Genomic DNA, 16097 nt, shown 5'->3' on the forward strand with positions numbered 1-16097 from the left:
AAGAAGGCCTGCTTGCGCGCCACTGGCGCGCGGCCTGATGAACGACCGAAGGCTGTGCCTTCGGGCCGGGCGGGCCGGGGAGGGGGTAGTTTTGCTCCCTCCCTTGCGCAAGGCGCAGGGGAGGGCCGGGGAGGGGTAGCTGTTGCCGTTGCTCTTGGTCTGCGCGGCAGATCAAAAGCCAGATTCAAAGCACCCCTCCCCAACCCTCCCCTTGGCTTCGCCAAAGGGAGGGGGCCAAAAGCGCCACTCCTGCGATAATCCCCGCCATGAACGACACCACTCTCCCGCGCGAAGTCGCCAGCGACCTCGACCACGGCTTGAAAGCCATGGGTCTGGACGCCGCTTTGGCCAAGCCCCTGCTGGCCTACCTGACCCTGCTGGTGCGCTGGAATCGCACCTACAATCTCACCGCCATCCGCGATCCCCGCGAAATGGTGACCCGTCATCTGCTCGATTCGCTGGCCATGGCCGAGCATGTCAGCAGCGGCAGCCTGGCCGATCTGGGCACCGGCCCCGGCTTGCCCGGTATTCCGCTGGCGATCACCCATCCGCAGCTGCAGGTGACCCTGGTCGAGAGCAATGGCAAGAAGGCCCGCTTCATGCGTGAGGCCGTGCGCCAGCTCGGTTTGAGCAATGCCCGCGTCGCCGAATCCCGCGCCGAAGCGCTGGATGAGCCGGGTGCATATGACAACCTCACCGCCCGTGCCATGGATACGCTGGCCGGCATCATCGAGGTTGGCGGTCACCTGCTGCGGCCCGGTGGTCAGCTGCTGGCGATGAAGGGCGTGTACCCGCACGAAGAGATCGCCCAGCTGCCGGCCGGCTGGCAGGTGCTGGAAGTGCGCCCGCTGCAAGTGCCGGGGTTGGTCGGTGACCGGCATCTGGTGGTGGTGGAGCGCAAGGGCTAGATCTGTAGTGCCGAGCCATGCTCGGCAGGGGCTTTACCGGCCAAAGCCAAAAGCTGCCCTCACCCCAACCCCTCTCCCGCAAGCGGGAGAGGGGCTCTGAAGCAAAAGCGGCGCGTAGTGCCGAGCGATGCTCGGCAAGGGCTTTACCGGCCAAGGCCAAAAGCCACCCCTCCCCAGCCCTCCCCTTGGCTGCGCCAAAGGGAGGGGGTACGGCCAAAGCAGGGCAAATCAGGGCACATTCCCGGGCCAAAGCCGTCCGTTCCCCGGAAACCGGTTTCCGCCTGCGCGCCGCTACCCCCATAATGACCAGTCCAACTTCGCCAACGAGGCTCTCCTGCATGGCTCGCATCATCGCCATCGCCAACCAGAAAGGCGGCGTCGGCAAGACCACGACGGCTGTCAATCTGGCTGCTTCCCTTGCCGCCGCACCGAAACGCGTGCTGCTGGTCGACCTGGACTCGCAGGGCAACGCGACCATGGGTAGTGGCGTGGACAAACGTGAAGTGGCAGCGTCCACCTGCGACCTGCTGCTGGGCGAGATCACTGCCGCCGAGGTGCGCGTCACCACGCCAGAAGGCTTCGACCTGCTGCCGGGCAACATCGACCTGACCGCCGCCGAGATCCAGCTGATGGACCAGAGCGAGCGCGAGCAGCGCCTCAAGCGCGCGCTGGCGCCCATCCGCGATCAATACGACTACATCCTAATCGACTGCCCGCCGGCGCTGTCGCTGCTGACGCTGAATGCGCTGGCCGCCGCCGACTCGGTGATCGTGCCGATGCAGTGCGAGTACTACGCGCTGGAAGGCCTGAGCGCGCTGGTCGAGACCATCGACGCGCTGAAGATCAACCTCAACCCGGCGCTGGAAATCGAAGGCGTGCTGCGCACCATGTTCGACGTGCGCAACAACCTGGCCAACGCCGTGTCGGCGCAGCTCACCGAGTACTTCGGCGACCGCGTGTTCCGCACCATCGTGCCGCGCAATGTGCGCCTGGCCGAGGCGCCCAGCCATGGCCAGAGCATCGTCGGCTACGACCGCGCCTCGCGCGGTGGTGTCGCTTACCTGGGCTTGGCCGGCGAGATCATCCGCCGCAACAGTGAACGCAAGCAGCCCTCCCGGGCCGTGGAGGCTGTCTGATGAGTGCAGCGAAAAAGCGCGGTCTTGGCCGTGGTCTTGATGCCTTGCTGGGCCCCAAGGGCGCAGTAACCCCGGTCACCGTCGCTGCCGTCGCCGAGCCGCAACCCGGCGAAGTGCTGCGCAAGTTGCCCATCGACCAGTTGCAACCCGGCAAGTACCAGCCGCGTCGCGATATGGACGAAGGCAAGCTGGCCGAACTGGCTGACTCGATCAAGGCACAGGGCATCATCCAGCCCATCCTGGTGCGCCAGATCGAGGGCGGCCGCTACGAAATCATCGCCGGTGAACGCCGTTGGCGCGCCTCGCGCCTGGCCGGGCTGGAGGTAGTGCCGGCGGTGGTGCGCGAGCTGGAAGACCGCACCGTCATCGCGATGGCGCTGATCGAGAACATCCAGCGCGAAGACCTCAATCCGCTGGAAGAAGCCGAAGCGCTGGCACGGTTGGTCAGCGAGTTCACGCTGACCCATGCCGAAGCCGCGCAGGCCGTTGGCCGCTCGCGCGCCTCGGTGTCCAACCTGCTGCGCCTGATTGATCTGCCGATCGGCGTGCGCGTGCTGCTGGAAACCCGCCGCCTGGAAATGGGCCATGCCCGCGCGCTGCTGACGCTGGCGCCGGAACTGGCCACCAAGTTGGCCGAAGAAGCCGCCGAGCAGGGTTGGTCGGTGCGTGAAGTCGAGCACCGCGCGCAGCAGTTCGCCGCCGGCAAGGTGCCTGGCGCACGCAAGGCCAAGCCGTCGCCGAGCGCGCCGCAGGCCGATATCGCATCGCTGGAAACCGAGCTGTCCGAATCGCTGGGTGCCAAGGTGGCCATCAGCCACGGCCGCGGCGGCAAGGGCAAGCTGGTCATTCATTACACCGATCTGGACACGCTGGACGGCGTGCTGGAGCGGCTGCGCGTCCGCCAGAACGGCTGACGTACTTCATTCCCCACGAGGTGCACGCAAGGCAATGAACCCCACCAAGGTCGACCGCAATCATCTATTGCGTCTGACCGACCTGCCGAATGTCGGGCCGGCCTGTGAAAAGGATCTCCGTCTGATCGGGATCCGAGTCCCCGCGCACCTGCGCGGGCGTGATGCCTACGATATGTATGCGCAGCTATGCCTGAAGACCGGCGTGGTGCACGATCCCTGTGTGATCGACGTCTTCCTGTCGGTGGTGCGCTTCATGGGCGGCGATGCGCCGCAGCCGTGGTGGGCGTACAGCAAGGAACGCAAGGAAACCCTGGCCAAGGACGCGCCGCTCACCCTGTGGTGAGGCAGGGGCGATGCTCGTGGCCACCAACCGGAGCAGTGCATGAGCAACACAGACGACGAAATGAGCCCGGGCGGCAGCCGCATCCTGGCCCATGGCCAGGCCAGCGATTTCGAGCCCGCACGCGGCCATTCGCACGTTGCGGCGATCAGCGCTCACATCGAGCACCATCTCGGCCCGATAACCAACGTGCTGCACGAAATCGTCTCCGACACCGTGCACGTGGACATCCATGTGGTGCCGCCGTGCGGGGATTGCCCGAATACGCGCCTGGTGACCTCCGGCATGAGCGATCTGCCGATGCAGCTGCCGGATGATGCCGAGGTCTCGCCCTACCTGGAGCTGATGCTGACCCTGCCGGGCGACTGGCCGCTGGATCGCGAGCAGTTGCAGGACGAGCGCAATTACTGGCCCATCCGCCTGCTCAAGACGCTGGCGCGGCTGCCGCACAAGCACAACACCTGGCTGGGCTTGACCCATACCGTGCCCAACGGCGATCCGGCCCAGCCGTACGCGCCCGGCGTGGAGTTCGATGGTGCGATCCTGCTGCTGGCGCTGTCGGCACCGGAAGATTTCGACACTCTGGTGATCGATGAAGACACCAGCATCGAGTTCCTTTCCGTGGTACCGCTATACCCGCAGGAAATGGCCTTGAAGCTGCGCGAAGGTGCCGATGCGTTGATCGACCTGCTGAGCGACAACGACATCGGTGATGTCATTGAGCCGGGCCGGCATAATCCGGCCCGCGAACGCCTGTCTGGAATTCCTGCATGACCATTCTTGTAACCGGCGCTGCCGGCTTCATCGGCGCCTATACCTGCCAGGCATTGGCCGCCAGCGGCGAGCGGGTGGTGGGGCTGGACAACTACAACGATTACTACGATCCGCAGCTCAAGCGCGACCGCGTGGCCGCACTATGCCCGCAGTTGGATCTGCGCGCGCTGGACATCACCGACCGCGACGGCTTGGCCGCGCTGTTCGATGAGATCCAGCCGACGCAAGTGATCCATCTGGCCGCCCAGGCCGGCGTGCGTTATTCGCTGGAAAACCCGCACGCCTACGTCGAAAGCAACCTGGTCGGCTTCGTCAACATGCTGGAACTGTGCCGGCATCGTGGCGTGCAGCATCTGGTGTATGCCTCCAGCAGCTCGGTCTATGGCAACTCGGCCACGCCGCCGTTCTCCGAAGACCAGCGCGTGGACCAGCCGCGCTCGCTGTATGCGGCCACCAAGGCCGCCAACGAGTTGATGGCTTATACCTACGCGCAGCTGTACGGCCTGAAGGCCACAGGCCTGCGCTTTTTCACCGTATACGGTCCGTGGGGCCGACCGGACATGGCGCCGCTGCTGTTCGCGCGCGCGGTGCTGGCCGGGCGCAGCATCGATGTGTTCAACAACGGCCATATGCGGCGCGACTTCACACATGTTTCTGACATCGTTGCCGGTATCCTCGGGGCGTTGTCGCATCCCTCCGCCCAGGCCACACCCCACCAGGTATTCAACCTGGGCAACCACACCCCGGTGGAGCTGGAACATTTCATCGACGTGATCGCCTCGGCCGCGGGGCACCCGGTGCACAAGGTCTACAAGCCGATGCAGCCGGGCGACATGGTGGAAACCATGGCCGATACCTCGCGCGCACAGGCTGCCTTCGGCTACGCGCCGGACACGCCGATCGAGCTGGGCCTGCCGCCGGTAGTGGAGTGGTGCCGTACGTATTTCGGGTCGCGCCCCTGACTCACCTTCCGCTAAGTTGAGTTTTGGAAAATGCGTGACCTTTCTTCAAATGCACAACCTGCGGAATCAGCAATGAACCAGCCCAGCCTCTCAGTGGTTGTTCCCGTCTTCAACGAACGCGACAACGTCACCCCGCTGGTCAACGAAATCACCGCCGCGCTGCGCGGCCAGATTGATTTCGAGATCGTCTATGTCGACGACAACTCCAAGGACGACAGCCTGCAGGTACTGCAGGCGCTGAAAACGACCAACCCGGAACTGCGGGTGCTGCACCACGTCAGCCAGAGCGGGCAAAGCACGGCAGTGCGCACCGGCGTCAAGGCCGCGCGCGCGCCGTGGATCGCCACCCTCGATGGTGATGGCCAGAACGATCCGGCCGATATCCCCAAGCTGCTGGCCGCGCGCGCCAAGGCCGAACCGCAGGTCAGGCTGTTCGCCGGCTGGCGCGTCAACCGCCAGGATTCGGGCAGCAAGCGCTGGGCCAGCAAGTGGGCCAATGCCATCCGCGCGCGCATGCTGCGCGATGACACCCCGGATACCGGCTGCGGCATCAAGCTGTTCGAGCGCGCTGCCTTCCTCGACCTGCCGTACTTCGACCATATGCACCGCTACCTGCCGGCGCTGATGCAGCGTGCCGGCTGGAAGACGGTGAGCGTGCCGGTCAACCACCGCCATCGCACCGCTGGCGTGTCCAAGTACAACAACCTCGGCCGCGCGCTGGTTGGCATCCGTGACCTGCGCGGTGTGGCCTGGTTGATCACCCGTTCCAAGCGCACCGCGGTGGAAGAGGTCTGAGCATGGATTTCATGAACCAACCGCTGGTGTGGCTGGAGTGGACCGGCCTGCACATGTCGCCGTGGAAGCTGATCGGCCTGACCGGCGCGTTGATGTTCGGCGGCCGCTGGCTGGTGCAGTTCGTGGCCTCGCGGCGTGCCGGCAAGCCGGTGATCCCGCGCCTGTTCTGGTACATGAGCGTACTCGGCAGCCTGATGACGCTGAGCTACTTCCTGTTCTCTTCCAAGCAGGATGCGGTGGGCGTGGTGCAGAACCTGTTCCCGGCGTTCACCGCGCTCTACAGCCTGCGCCTGGATATCAAGCACCGTGGCTGGCAGCGCGACAAGGCCGGCCACTGAGCGGGTAACTGTGCCCAAATCCGGCGGTTTGCCGCCCGAATCCGTCTAGGTCGGGCGGCAGCTTCAATGCGATGATCGGGGTGAATGAACCACCTGGGGAATACCGATCGTGAAATCGCCGTTGACCGTTGCGCTGCTGCTCACCCTTGGCCTGAGCGCCACCCCGGCCTTTGCCGCCGTACCGTCGGCCCCGGCCACGCTGGCCACTCAAACGCTGGATGACCAGTTCAAGGCCATCTACGAGAAGGAATGGGCCTGGCGGCAGACCGGTGGCGGCGAAGCCAGCGAAGACAGCGATGCCCCGGCCAACAGCACGCGCCTGCCCGACGTCAGTGCCGCTGCACAGCAGGCGCGGCTGAAGGTATGGGACGAGGTGCTGGGCAAGCTCAAGGCCATCGACCCGAGCAAGCTCTCGGCCGAAAACCAGATCAACTACGCAATCTATCACTACCAGGTTGAAAGTTTGGCCGATGAAGTGCGCCTGGGCAGCTACGAGATGCCGTTCAATTCGGATTCCTCGTTCTGGTCCAACCTCAGCTTCATGGCGCGTCGTGAGATGAAGACCGCGCAGGACTACCGCAACTACATCGCGCGCTTGAACGATGTGCCGCGTTACTTCGACCAGCAGATGGTCAATATGCGCGCCGGCCTTGCCCGTGGTTTCAGCGTTCCGCGCGCGGTGCTGGAAGGCCGCGACGTGTCGATCTCGACCGTGGCGGAGCTGAAGGACCCGACCGAGTCGCCGTTGTACGAGCCGCTGAAGAAGCTGCCCAGCAGCATTCCGGCGGCCGAGCAGGCCAAGCTGCAGGCCGATGCCAAGCAGGCCATCAGCGGCAGCGTGGTGCCGGCCTTCGGCAAGCTGCTGACCTTCTACCGGCAGGAATACGTGCCGCAGTCGCGCACCACCCTGGCCGCCGAGAAGATGCCGGGCGGCAAGGAGTTCTACCGCCAGCAGATCCGCGAATACACCACGCTGGACCTGAGCCCGCAGCAGATCCATGCGCAGGGCCTGGCCGAGGTGAATCGCATCCAGCAGGAAATGAACGCCATCATCGACAAGGTCGGCTTCAAGGGCAAAAGCGAGCAGACCCGCTTCGCCGACTTCCTCGAATTCCTGCGCACCGACCCGCAGTTCTACGCCAAGACGCCGGACGAACTGCTGTGGCGTGCGGCGTGGATCTCCAAGCGCGTGGACGGTGTGATCGGCAAGTTCATGACCTTGCCGCGTGCGCGCTTCACCATCGTGCCGGTGCCGCCGGATATCGCTCCGTTCTGGACCGCCGGCCGTGGTGGCATGGGTACCTACTGGCTCAATACCTACAACCTGCCGGCGCGCCCGCTGTACAACCTGCCGGCATTGACCCTGCACGAGTCAGATCCCGGCCACGCCCTGCAGGGCGCACTCGCCGCCGAGCAGACCGGCCAGCCCGAGTTCCGTCGCACCGCCTATATCTCGGCCTATGGCGAAGGTTGGGGCCTGTACACCGAGAAGCTCGGCGTCGACATGGGCATCTACCAGACCCCGTACGAAGACTTCGGCCGCCTGACCTATGAGATGTGGCGTGCCTGCCGTCTGGTGATTGACACCGGCGTGCACCACTACGGCTGGGACCGCGACCGCGCGATTGCCTACCTGCGTGACCACACCGCGCTGAGCGAGCACGAGGTCACTACCGAGGTGGATCGCTACATCTCCTGGCCGGCGCAGGCGCTGAGCTACAAGCTGGGCGAGATCACCATCGTCAAGCTGCGCGCACAGGCCGAGAAGGAACTGGGCGACAAATTCGACATCAAGGGCTTCCACGACGCCGTGCTCAAGCAGGGCTCGGTACCGCTGCCGGTGCTGGAACAGCAGATCCAGGCCTACATCGCCGAGCGCAAAGCAGCGAAGTGAGGCTTGGCCCCCTCCCTTGCGCAACGCGCAGGGTGCTTTGCCCCCTCCCTTTGGCGCAGCCAAGGGGAGGGCTGGGGAGGGATGCTCTTGGCAGTGGCCCAAAGCAACACGCAAAAGCCACAAACAAAACCACCCCCTCCCAACCTCCCCCTTGGCTGCGCCAAAGGGGAGGGGCAACAGCCAATACCTGAACCACTCCGCAGCTCTTGCGATTGTGTAACCCCACAAGCACCCGCTAACCTGCGCCGATGCTGCACACCCTGCGCCACCGCCGCCTCCACCTGCTACGCCTGCTGATGCTGGCGCTGGTCGGCCTCGGCGTGTTCGGCACCTCGCTGGCCGCAGCACTGACCGACATCCACATGCTGGCGCATACCGACATCGGCGCCGACGTGCACGAGCACGACGACAGCAAGCTGGCCATGGCCCCGGATGCCGAGGACAGCGCCAATGCGCTGCTGCACGCGCTGGTGCATTGCGTGGACTGCCACGGCCACGGTGGCGTGTTGCCCACCGTCACTCCTGCCTGGATCGTGGCATCACCGCCTGCACAGCAGGCCGTCGCCATACTTGGCACGCAACGGGTCACGCACCCGACCGAGAGTCTGTTCCGCCCCCCGATAGCCGTCTGACGTCCCGGCCTCTTGGCCGGTCCCCACGTCTGAACCTGCTATCTGGAGAAACCCATGTGGATGCGCCTGGCGGCTGTTGTCGCCTTTGCGCTGGTGCCGCGCGCGTATGCGCAGGTGCCGGCGTCTGCTGTGCCGTTGACGCTGGACGATGCCATCGTCCGCGTCGCACTTGATCACCCCGAACTGCGCCTGATCGATGCGCAGCGCCCCGTACTTGAAGCCCGCCGCGATGCAGCGCTGCTGCGCCCGCCGATGCAGCTGGGTGTGGAACTGGAAAACCTGCTGGGCAGCGGCGATACCCGCGGCGTGCAGGGCGCCGAAGCGACGGTCAGCCTGTCCGGCGTACTGGAGCGTGGCGACAAGCTTGATGCGCGCCGCATGTTGGCCCAAGCCAATATCGATGCCTTGGCGCCGCAACGTGCCACCGCCAGACTCGATCTGCTGGCAGAGACCGCACGCCGTTACCTCGCCGTAGCGCAGGCGCAGTCGGCATTGCAGATTGCCATCACCGATATCGAACAGCGTCGCCGTGCCGTCGATGCCGCGCGCCTGCGTCTGCAGGCCGGTGCCTCGCCGGAGTCGGTGCTGTTCACTGCGCAGGCAATGCTGGCGCAGGCGGAACTGGATCGCGATCGTGCCATCGAAGAAGCGGGCGCAGCGCGGCTGTCGCTGGCCGCGCTGTGGGGCGCGCGCGCGCCTGACTTCAAGGCGGTGAGTGGCGATGCGCTGCAACTGCAGGCACTGCGCGATTTCGCCTTGCTCAATGACGATCTGCAGCGCGCACCGGAGCTGGCCGAACTGCTCGGCGAGCAGCGTATCCGCGAAGCGCAGCTACAACTGGTGCGCACCCGCAGCCGTCCGGATTGGAACTGGCAGGTGGGCGTGCGCAACAGCCGCGCCGACAACGCGACTTCGCTGGTCGGTGGCTTCAGCATTCCGCTGGGCAGCGCTCGCCGCGCCGCGCCGGAAATCCGCGAGGCCGAGGCTGATCTCGCACTGCTGCCGTATCAGCGCCAGGCCCGCCAGCAACAGCTGTACGCCACCCTTGCCGAAGCACACGGCCGCTATGTCACCGCGCGTCTGGAAGTGCAGCGCATGCAGGCCGATGTTCTGCCGCAACTGCAGAAGGCAGAACGTGCCGCCGAACGCGCCTGGCGCGCCGGCGCCGCCAGCTACATGGAATGGGCGCAGCTGCAGGCCATGCGCATCGATGCGCGCCAGCGCCAGTTGGACGCAGCCATCGCTGCACAAACCGCGCTGATAGAAATCCAGCGCCTTACCGGCCAGGGAATGCTGGCCACCGATGCAACCGTTGCCGAGGAGAACGCACGATGAGCCGATCGATGAACGTTGTAGCTGCCGGCGTGCTGGCAATGAGTTTGTTGCTGGTCGGCTGCGGCGCAAAGCCGGCCGCTGAAGCCGCTGCCGGAAAGGCGGAAGAAACTGGCCACGGCCACGACGAAGAAAAGGGTGGTGAAGCAGCCGACCATGCCCACGAAGAGGGCGAGGAAGCAGAAGCCGACCGCACCACCATCAAGGCCGCCATGGCCGAGCAGGCCGGCATCCGTAGCGCTGCCGCGCAGGCCGGCACCATCGCTGATGAGCACGAAGTGCAGGGCTTGTTGACGCCGGTAGATGGTCGCGTCGCCCAGGTGACAGCCCGCTTCCCCGGGCCGGTGCGTACGCTGCGGGCCAATGTGGGTGACCGCGTCAGCGCCGGGCAGACGTTGGCCAGCATCGACAGCAATCTCAGTCTGACCACCTACAGCATCAGCGCGCCAATCAGCGGCGTGGTGCTGTCGCGGCAGGCGCAGGTGGGCGCGGTGGCGGGCGAGGGCACGCCGCTGTTCGAGATCGGCGACCTGTCCGAGCTGTGGGTGGACCTGCATATCTTCGGCAATGACACCCAGCACATCACCGCTGGCGTACCGGTCACGGTGACCCGCATGACCGATGGCGTCAGCCAGAGCACCACGCTGGAACGCGTGCTGCCAGGCACCGCCACCGCAAGCCAGAGCACCGTGGCCCGCGCCAGCGTGCGCAATGACGATGGCCTGTGGCGGCCCGGCGCCGCGGTGAAGGCACGCATCGTGGTGGCGATGCAGCCTGCCGCGGTTGTCGTACCGCTTTCCGCACTGCAGACCATGGAAGGCCGCGAGGTGGTGTTCGTGCGTGAGGGCGATACCTATACCGCGCGTCCGGTGGTGCTGGGCGCACGCGATGCGGGCAAGGTCGAGATCAAGGACGGCCTGCGCGTTGGCGAGCAGGTCGTGGTCGAGCAGAGCTATGTGGTCAAGGCCGATATCGGAAAGGCGGGGGCCGCGCATGAACATTGATCAGTGCATGCAAGCTGGAGGGTGCCGCCATGCTTGAGCGCATCATCCGCAGTGCCATCGCCCATCGCTGGATGATGATGGTGCTTACCTTCGCGTTGATCGCGATCGGCAGCTGGAGCTTCACTCGCCTGTCCATCGATGCAACGCCGGACATCACCAACGTACAGGTGCAGATCAACACCGCTGCCGACGGCTACTCACCGCTGGAGACGGAACAGCGCATCACCTATCCGGTGGAAACGGTGATGGCGGGTCTGCCGAAACTCGAACAGGTGCGCTCGCTGTCGCGCTACGGCCTGTCGCAGGTGACGGTGGTGTTCAAGGACGGCACCGATCTGTACTTCGCCCGCCAACAGGTCGCCGAGCGTCTGCAGCAGGTGAAGTCGCAGCTTCCGGAAGGCCTGGACCCGCAGCTGGGGCCGATCGCCACCGGCCTTGGCGAGATCTTCATGTACACCATCGATGCCGATCCCAAGGCGCGCAAACCCGATGGTTCGCCGTATACCGCCACCGACCTGCGCACCCTGCAGGACTGGTTGGTGCGGCCGCAGTTGCGCAATGTGCCGGGCGTCACCGAGGTCAACACGATTGGTGGTTACCAGCGGCAGATCCATATCACCCCGGACCCAGCCAAGCTGCGTGCGCTGGGCTTCACCCTGGATGATGTTGCCGAAGCCGTGGAAGGCAACAACCAGAACATCGGTGCCGGTTACATCGAGCGCAACGGCCAGCAGTTCCTGGTGCGCGTGCCGGGGCAAGTTGCCGGGCTGGAGGAAATCGGCAATATCGTGCTGGCCCGTCGCGAAGGCGTGCCCATCCATGTGCATGACGTTGCAGATGTCGCCGAAGGACCGGAACTACGCAGCGGTGCTGCCACCCAGAACGGCCATGAAGTGGTGATGGGCACGGTGGTGATGCTGGTCGGCGCCAATAGCCGCGAGGTGGCGCAGGCGGCAGCGGCGAAGCTTGAACAAGCGCAGCGCAGCCTGCCCGAAGGCGTCACCGTCACCGCCAGTTATGACCGCACCGCGCTGGTTGATCGCACCATCCAGACCGTCGCCAAGAACCTGCTGGAAGGCGCGTTGCTGGTGATCGTGGTGTTGTTCCTGTTGCTGGGCAACTTCCGTGCGGCGCTGATCACCGCTGCGGTGATTCCATTGGCGATGCTGTTCACCCTGACCGGTATGGCACGGGGTGGTGTCTCTGCCAACCTGATGAGCCTTGGCGCATTGGACTTCGGTCTGATTGTCGATGGCGCGGTAATCATCATCGAGAACTGTCTGCGTCGCTTCGGCGAACGCACGCACGCGCTGGGCCGGGCGATGACCCGCGAGGAGCGCTTCGCCGAAACCGCCAGCGCCACCGCCGAAGTCATCCGGCCCAGCCTGTTCGGCCTGGGCATCATCACCGCGGTCTACCTGCCGATCTTCGCGTTGACCGGCGTTGAAGGAAAAATGTTCCACCCGATGGCAATCACCGTGGTGCTGGCGTTGAGCGGCGCGATGCTGTTGTCGCTGACCTTCGTTCCCGCGGCGATTGCGATGTTCCTTGGCGGTCGCGTGGAAGAGAAGGAAAACCGGCTGATGGCGTGGTTGCGTGCGCGCTACGAGCCGCTGCTGGCGTGGGTGATGCGGCGCGGGCGTCTGGTGGTTGCCGGTGCCTTGGTGCTGGTGGTTGGTTGTGGCTTGTTGGCAACGCGGCTGGGCAGCGAGTTCGTGCCCAACCTCGACGAAGGCGACGTCGCCATGCATGCGATGCGCATTCCCGGCACCAGCCTCACCCAGTCGGTGAACATGCAGAAGCAGGTGGAAGCGCGCCTGCAGCAGCTGCCGGAGGTGGACAAGGTGTTTTCCAAGATCGGCACGCCGGAAGTTGCTTCCGACCCGATGCCGCCCTCGGTCGCCGACACCTTCATCATGATGAAACCGCGCAAGCAGTGGCCGGACCCGCGCAAGCCGCGCAGCCAGCTGCTGGCCGAACTGGAAGCCGCGGTGGAGGAGCTGCCGGGCAACAACTACGAGTTCACCCAGCCGATCCAGATGCGCATGAACGAGTTGATCTCGGGCGTGCGTGCCGACGTGGCAGTGATGCTGTTCGGCGACGACATGGAAACCCTGGCGCAGGTTGGCCAGCGCATTGTCGCAGTCGCCAACAAGGTGCCGGGTGCGGCCGACGTGCGCCTGGAGGAGACCAGTGGCCTGCCCTTGCTGACGGTTACGCCAAACCGTGCGGCATTGGCAGGATATGGGCTCAACCCGGGCCAGCTGCAGTCCACCGTTTCCACCGCGGTGGGTGGTCGTGTGGCCGGGCAGCTGTTCGAAGGTGATCGTCGCTTCGATATCGTCGTACGCCTGCCGGAAAACATCCGCCAGGACCCGGCGGCGCTGGCCGATCTGCCGGTGTCACTGGAACCTGCGTTGGCACAAGACAGTGCCGACGAATCCAGCCGTGCGGGTGGCTGGCGCAGCGGTGATGCGCGCACGGTTCCGTTGCGTGAACTGGCGAGCATCGAAAGCAGCGAAGGTCCAAACCAGATCAACCGCGACAACGGCAAGCGCCGCATCGTGATCACCGCCAACGTGCGTGACCGCGACCTCGGTGGCTTCGTCAGCGAACTGCAGCAAGCCATCGACACGCAGGTAAAGGTGCCGGCGGGTTACTGGGTGGAGTATGGCGGCAGCTTCGAACAGCTGATCTCAGCCAGCCAGCGTTTGGCGGTGGTGGTGCCGGTGACCTTGCTGCTGATCTTCGCCTTGCTGTTCTGGGCCTTCGGCTCGGCACGCGATGCCAGCATCGTGTTCAGTGGCGTGCCGCTGGCCTTGACCGGTGGCGTGTTGGCGCTGGCGATGCGCGGCATTCCCTTGTCGATCTCGGCCGGCGTCGGCTTCATCGCGCTGTCCGGTGTGGCGGTGCTCAATGGTCTGGTGATGATCAGCTTCATCCGCCACCTGCGCGAACAAGGCCGTAGTCTGGATGTGGCGGTGCGCGAAGGCGCGCTGGGCCGTTTGCGACCGGTGTTGATGACGGCTTTGGTGGCATCGCTGGGTTTCGTGCCGATGGCCTTCAACGTGGGCGCAGGTTCGGAAGTGCAGCGGCCACTGGCAACGGTGGTGATCGGCGGCATCGTCTCGTCCACGCTGCTGACCTTGCTGGTGTTGCCGGTGCTGTACCGCTGGCTGCACCGGAACGGAAAGTAGCGCCTGCGTGGCGTGAGGCTTTTGCTTTGCTTTGCTTTGGCTTTGGCTTTGGCTTGAAGCTCTTGCTTCGCTTAAAGCCCCTCTCCCGCCTGCGGGAGAGGGGTTGGGGTGAGGGCAGTTTTTTGCTGACAAGGCCCCTGCCGAGCATGGCTCGGCACTATCGCTGTTGCCTCGCTTGTATCTACAAAACCGCGCACATCAGCGCGACAATCCAACAAAACATTCCTCCGGAACCCAAATGAGCGACTGCTGCGGCTGCGGCAAAACCCTGGAAGTCGAACGCATGCAGGCGCAGCAGCGCCGCGTGCTGTACCAGGTGCTGGCGATCAACCTGATCACCTTCGTGATGATGATGCTCGCCGCCTGGCATAGCGGCTCGGCCTCATTGCTGTCCGGTAGCCTGGACAACCTCGGCGATGCACTCACTTACGCACTCAGCCTTGCCGTAGTCGGTGCCAGCCTCGCCGCCAAGGCGCGGGTGGCCATGCTCAAGGCGGTGTTCATTCTGTGCGCGGCAATCGCGGTCGCCGTCGGCATCGTCTGGAAGCTGGCCCATCCACATCTGCCCCTGTTCGAAAGCATGGGCATTGCCGCCCTGCTCAATCTCACCGCGAATCTGTTCTGCCTGCGCCTGCTGTGGCCATACCGGCAAGGCGACATCAACTTGGCCTCGGCCTGGGCCTGCTCATTGAATGACGTCTACGAAGGCGGCGCGGTGATCCTGGCCGCGCTGGCGGTCTGGGTTTTCGGCGCCGGCTGGCCGGATCTGCTGCTTGCAGTGGCCTTGCTGCTGCTGTTCCTGCGCTCGGCCTGGAAAGTGGCGCGTGCCGCATGGCAGGAGCTGCGCGCTGCTGCGGATGCCGTCAGCGGCGCGGTGTGATCTGTTGCCGTGGTCAAGTTTTCGACTTTACAGCCGATAGCCCAAGTTCCGAACTTGTAAAGGAATACGTTGGGCAATGATTGATTGGCCGAATGTCATGGCGACGCTTTGTGCGGCGTTGATTGGTGGTTTGGTTGCCACGAAGGTAGCAAAAGGGCAGGTTCGTGCGATGCTTCAAGCGGAGCGTGAGAAGTCGCAGAAGGGGACTGCACTTGAATTGCTCGAGGCGATAGATTCATTCGTGCATATCGCCTATCGGGGCGCGGATGAGCAAAGTCGATTGGAAAGGCAGCGCTTACGGAGACGAATGCTGTCCTTGACTGCGATTACTATGCCAACCCGGTTTGCTGGCTTGCAGAATCACCTGGACGCAGTTGATCGCTGGTGGTCCAGAAAGAACAGTGGCGGGACGCAGAAAATCGCGGATGTTGGTTACACGGCTACCAACGTATTTTTTGAGCGTCTCAAGGTAGAGCTCTTCTCTGAGATTTTTGGACAGAAGATCTTGTTCAGTGATGTGAGTGAAATTGCCAGCTAGGGCTGGGTAGTGGCACTAGTTGCATTACAGCTGCTGTTCTGGGATAGTTACCGGCTCGCTGTGTCCGGAATCCTCCGGATCGGTGGCCGGGAACACGTCATCTGGTCATCCTCGTCAGCGTAACCCTTTGATTCCCATGACGCGTGGCGGGTAACCGCCGGGGCCGCCGTCTTCCTGGCTAAGGAAGTCATCAACATTACCGAGGTGCGCAATGTCCCGCGTATGCCAAGTTTCCGGCAAGGGAGTGCAGACGGGTAACAACGTCTCGCACGCCAACAACAAGACCCGTCGTCGTTTCCTGCCGAACCTGCACGAGCGTCGTTTCTGGGTTGCCAGCGAGAACCGCTGGATCAAGCTTCGTGTTTCCGCGCATGCACTGCGCACCATCGACAAGAACGGTATCGATTCCGTTCTGGCTGAGCTGCGTGCGCGCGGCGAAAAGGTCTGAGGAGT

Annotated in this window: 16 protein-coding genes; all 16 read left to right on the forward strand. The window is 64.5% G+C overall.

What is annotated here, in order from left to right; all coding sequences use genetic code 11:
- The first annotated feature begins 266 nt into the window (after positions 1 to 266).
- The 16 genes from rsmG to rpmB all read left to right on the forward strand — a co-directional run bounded on the left by rsmG (position 267) and on the right by rpmB (position 16092).
- A complete protein-coding gene (gene rsmG / locus ACVOLL_RS10135; protein ID WP_481512799.1) occupies positions 267 to 908 on the forward strand; it encodes a 16S rRNA (guanine(527)-N(7))-methyltransferase RsmG in 642 nt (213 codons plus the stop codon).
- Positions 909 to 1246: 338 nt separating this feature from the next.
- Positions 1247 to 2044, forward strand: a complete 798-nt coding sequence (locus ACVOLL_RS10140; protein WP_481512800.1) for a ParA family protein — start codon at positions 1247 to 1249, stop codon at positions 2042 to 2044.
- On the forward strand, positions 2044 to 2958 hold the full coding sequence (locus tag ACVOLL_RS10145) for a ParB/RepB/Spo0J family partition protein (RefSeq protein WP_481512801.1): 915 nt from the start codon (positions 2044 to 2046) through the stop codon (positions 2956 to 2958). The genes ACVOLL_RS10140 and ACVOLL_RS10145 overlap by 1 nt, the downstream gene beginning before the upstream one ends.
- A gap of 34 nt (positions 2959 to 2992) precedes the next feature.
- Positions 2993 to 3301: a helix-hairpin-helix domain-containing protein gene (locus tag ACVOLL_RS10150; protein WP_481512802.1), complete on the forward strand. Its 309-nt coding sequence runs from the start codon at positions 2993 to 2995 to the stop codon at positions 3299 to 3301.
- 39 nt (positions 3302 to 3340) lie between these two features.
- Positions 3341 to 4072 (forward strand): suppressor of fused domain protein, encoded by a 732-nt coding sequence (locus ACVOLL_RS10155; RefSeq protein ID WP_481512803.1) that lies wholly within the window; start codon positions 3341 to 3343, stop codon positions 4070 to 4072.
- On the forward strand, positions 4069 to 5034 hold the full coding sequence (locus ACVOLL_RS10160; protein WP_481512804.1) for an SDR family NAD(P)-dependent oxidoreductase: 966 nt from the start codon (positions 4069 to 4071) through the stop codon (positions 5032 to 5034). The genes ACVOLL_RS10155 and ACVOLL_RS10160 overlap by 4 nt, the downstream gene beginning before the upstream one ends.
- Positions 5035 to 5106: 72 nt before the next feature.
- Positions 5107 to 5829 (forward strand): glycosyltransferase family 2 protein, encoded by a 723-nt coding sequence (locus ACVOLL_RS10165; RefSeq protein ID WP_481512805.1) that lies wholly within the window; start codon positions 5107 to 5109, stop codon positions 5827 to 5829.
- Positions 5830 to 5831: 2 nt separating this feature from the next.
- On the forward strand, positions 5832 to 6167 hold the full coding sequence (locus ACVOLL_RS10170; RefSeq protein ID WP_481512806.1) for a lipid-A-disaccharide synthase N-terminal domain-containing protein: 336 nt from the start codon (positions 5832 to 5834) through the stop codon (positions 6165 to 6167).
- A 109-nt stretch (positions 6168 to 6276) separates the two neighbouring features.
- On the forward strand, positions 6277 to 8061 hold the full coding sequence (locus tag ACVOLL_RS10175) for a DUF885 domain-containing protein (protein ID WP_481512807.1): 1785 nt from the start codon (positions 6277 to 6279) through the stop codon (positions 8059 to 8061).
- A gap of 248 nt (positions 8062 to 8309) precedes the next feature.
- Positions 8310 to 8693, forward strand: a complete 384-nt coding sequence (locus ACVOLL_RS10180; protein ID WP_481512808.1) for a hypothetical protein — start codon at positions 8310 to 8312, stop codon at positions 8691 to 8693.
- Between the two features lie 54 nt (positions 8694 to 8747).
- Positions 8748 to 10028 (forward strand): TolC family protein, encoded by a 1281-nt coding sequence (locus ACVOLL_RS10185; RefSeq protein WP_481512809.1) that lies wholly within the window; start codon positions 8748 to 8750, stop codon positions 10026 to 10028.
- Positions 10029 to 10036: 8 nt separating this feature from the next.
- Entirely contained in the window at positions 10037 to 11029 is a 993-nt protein-coding gene (locus ACVOLL_RS10190; RefSeq protein ID WP_481512810.1) for an efflux RND transporter periplasmic adaptor subunit, read from the forward strand.
- Between the two features lie 29 nt (positions 11030 to 11058).
- A complete protein-coding gene (locus tag ACVOLL_RS10195; protein ID WP_481512811.1) occupies positions 11059 to 14226 on the forward strand; it encodes an efflux RND transporter permease subunit in 3168 nt (1055 codons plus the stop codon).
- Positions 14227 to 14464: 238 nt separating this feature from the next.
- Positions 14465 to 15106, forward strand: coding sequence for a cation efflux transmembrane domain-containing protein (locus tag ACVOLL_RS10200; protein ID WP_481512812.1), 642 nt, complete (start codon positions 14465 to 14467; stop codon positions 15104 to 15106).
- Between the two features lie 76 nt (positions 15107 to 15182).
- Complete coding sequence (locus tag ACVOLL_RS10205) at positions 15183 to 15644, forward strand: hypothetical protein (protein WP_481512813.1); 462 nt, start codon at positions 15183 to 15185, stop codon at positions 15642 to 15644.
- Between the two features lie 211 nt (positions 15645 to 15855).
- The gene (gene rpmB / locus ACVOLL_RS10210) at positions 15856 to 16092 is read left to right on the forward strand and encodes a 50S ribosomal protein L28 (RefSeq protein ID WP_431595526.1); all 237 of its coding nucleotides are present in this window, start codon (positions 15856 to 15858) and stop codon (positions 16090 to 16092) included.
- The last annotated feature ends 5 nt before the right edge of the window (positions 16093 to 16097 follow it).

This window comes from Stenotrophomonas sp. STEN035, assembly GCF_056759935.1.

Bases quoted from the DNA above. Each gene is read 5' to 3' on its own strand.
- rsmG (WP_481512799.1), top strand. From the start codon at position 267: ATGAACGACACCACTCTCCCGCGCGAAGTCGCCAGCGACCTCGACCAC.
- ACVOLL_RS10140 (WP_481512800.1), top strand. From the start codon at position 1,247: ATGGCTCGCATCATCGCCATCGCCAACCAGAAAGGCGGCGTCGGCAAG.
- ACVOLL_RS10145 (WP_481512801.1), top strand. From the start codon at position 2,044: ATGAGTGCAGCGAAAAAGCGCGGTCTTGGCCGTGGTCTTGATGCCTTG.
- ACVOLL_RS10150 (WP_481512802.1), top strand. From the start codon at position 2,993: ATGAACCCCACCAAGGTCGACCGCAATCATCTATTGCGTCTGACCGAC.
- ACVOLL_RS10155 (WP_481512803.1), top strand. From the start codon at position 3,341: ATGAGCAACACAGACGACGAAATGAGCCCGGGCGGCAGCCGCATCCTG.
- ACVOLL_RS10160 (WP_481512804.1), top strand. From the start codon at position 4,069: ATGACCATTCTTGTAACCGGCGCTGCCGGCTTCATCGGCGCCTATACC.
- ACVOLL_RS10165 (WP_481512805.1), top strand. From the start codon at position 5,107: ATGAACCAGCCCAGCCTCTCAGTGGTTGTTCCCGTCTTCAACGAACGC.
- ACVOLL_RS10170 (WP_481512806.1), top strand. From the start codon at position 5,832: ATGGATTTCATGAACCAACCGCTGGTGTGGCTGGAGTGGACCGGCCTG.
- ACVOLL_RS10180 (WP_481512808.1), top strand. From the start codon at position 8,310: ATGCTGCACACCCTGCGCCACCGCCGCCTCCACCTGCTACGCCTGCTG.
- ACVOLL_RS10185 (WP_481512809.1), top strand. From the start codon at position 8,748: ATGTGGATGCGCCTGGCGGCTGTTGTCGCCTTTGCGCTGGTGCCGCGC.
- ACVOLL_RS10190 (WP_481512810.1), top strand. From the start codon at position 10,037: ATGAACGTTGTAGCTGCCGGCGTGCTGGCAATGAGTTTGTTGCTGGTC.
- ACVOLL_RS10195 (WP_481512811.1), top strand. From the start codon at position 11,059: ATGCTTGAGCGCATCATCCGCAGTGCCATCGCCCATCGCTGGATGATG.
- ACVOLL_RS10200 (WP_481512812.1), top strand. From the start codon at position 14,465: ATGAGCGACTGCTGCGGCTGCGGCAAAACCCTGGAAGTCGAACGCATG.
- ACVOLL_RS10205 (WP_481512813.1), top strand. From the start codon at position 15,183: ATGATTGATTGGCCGAATGTCATGGCGACGCTTTGTGCGGCGTTGATT.
- rpmB (WP_431595526.1), top strand. From the start codon at position 15,856: ATGTCCCGCGTATGCCAAGTTTCCGGCAAGGGAGTGCAGACGGGTAAC.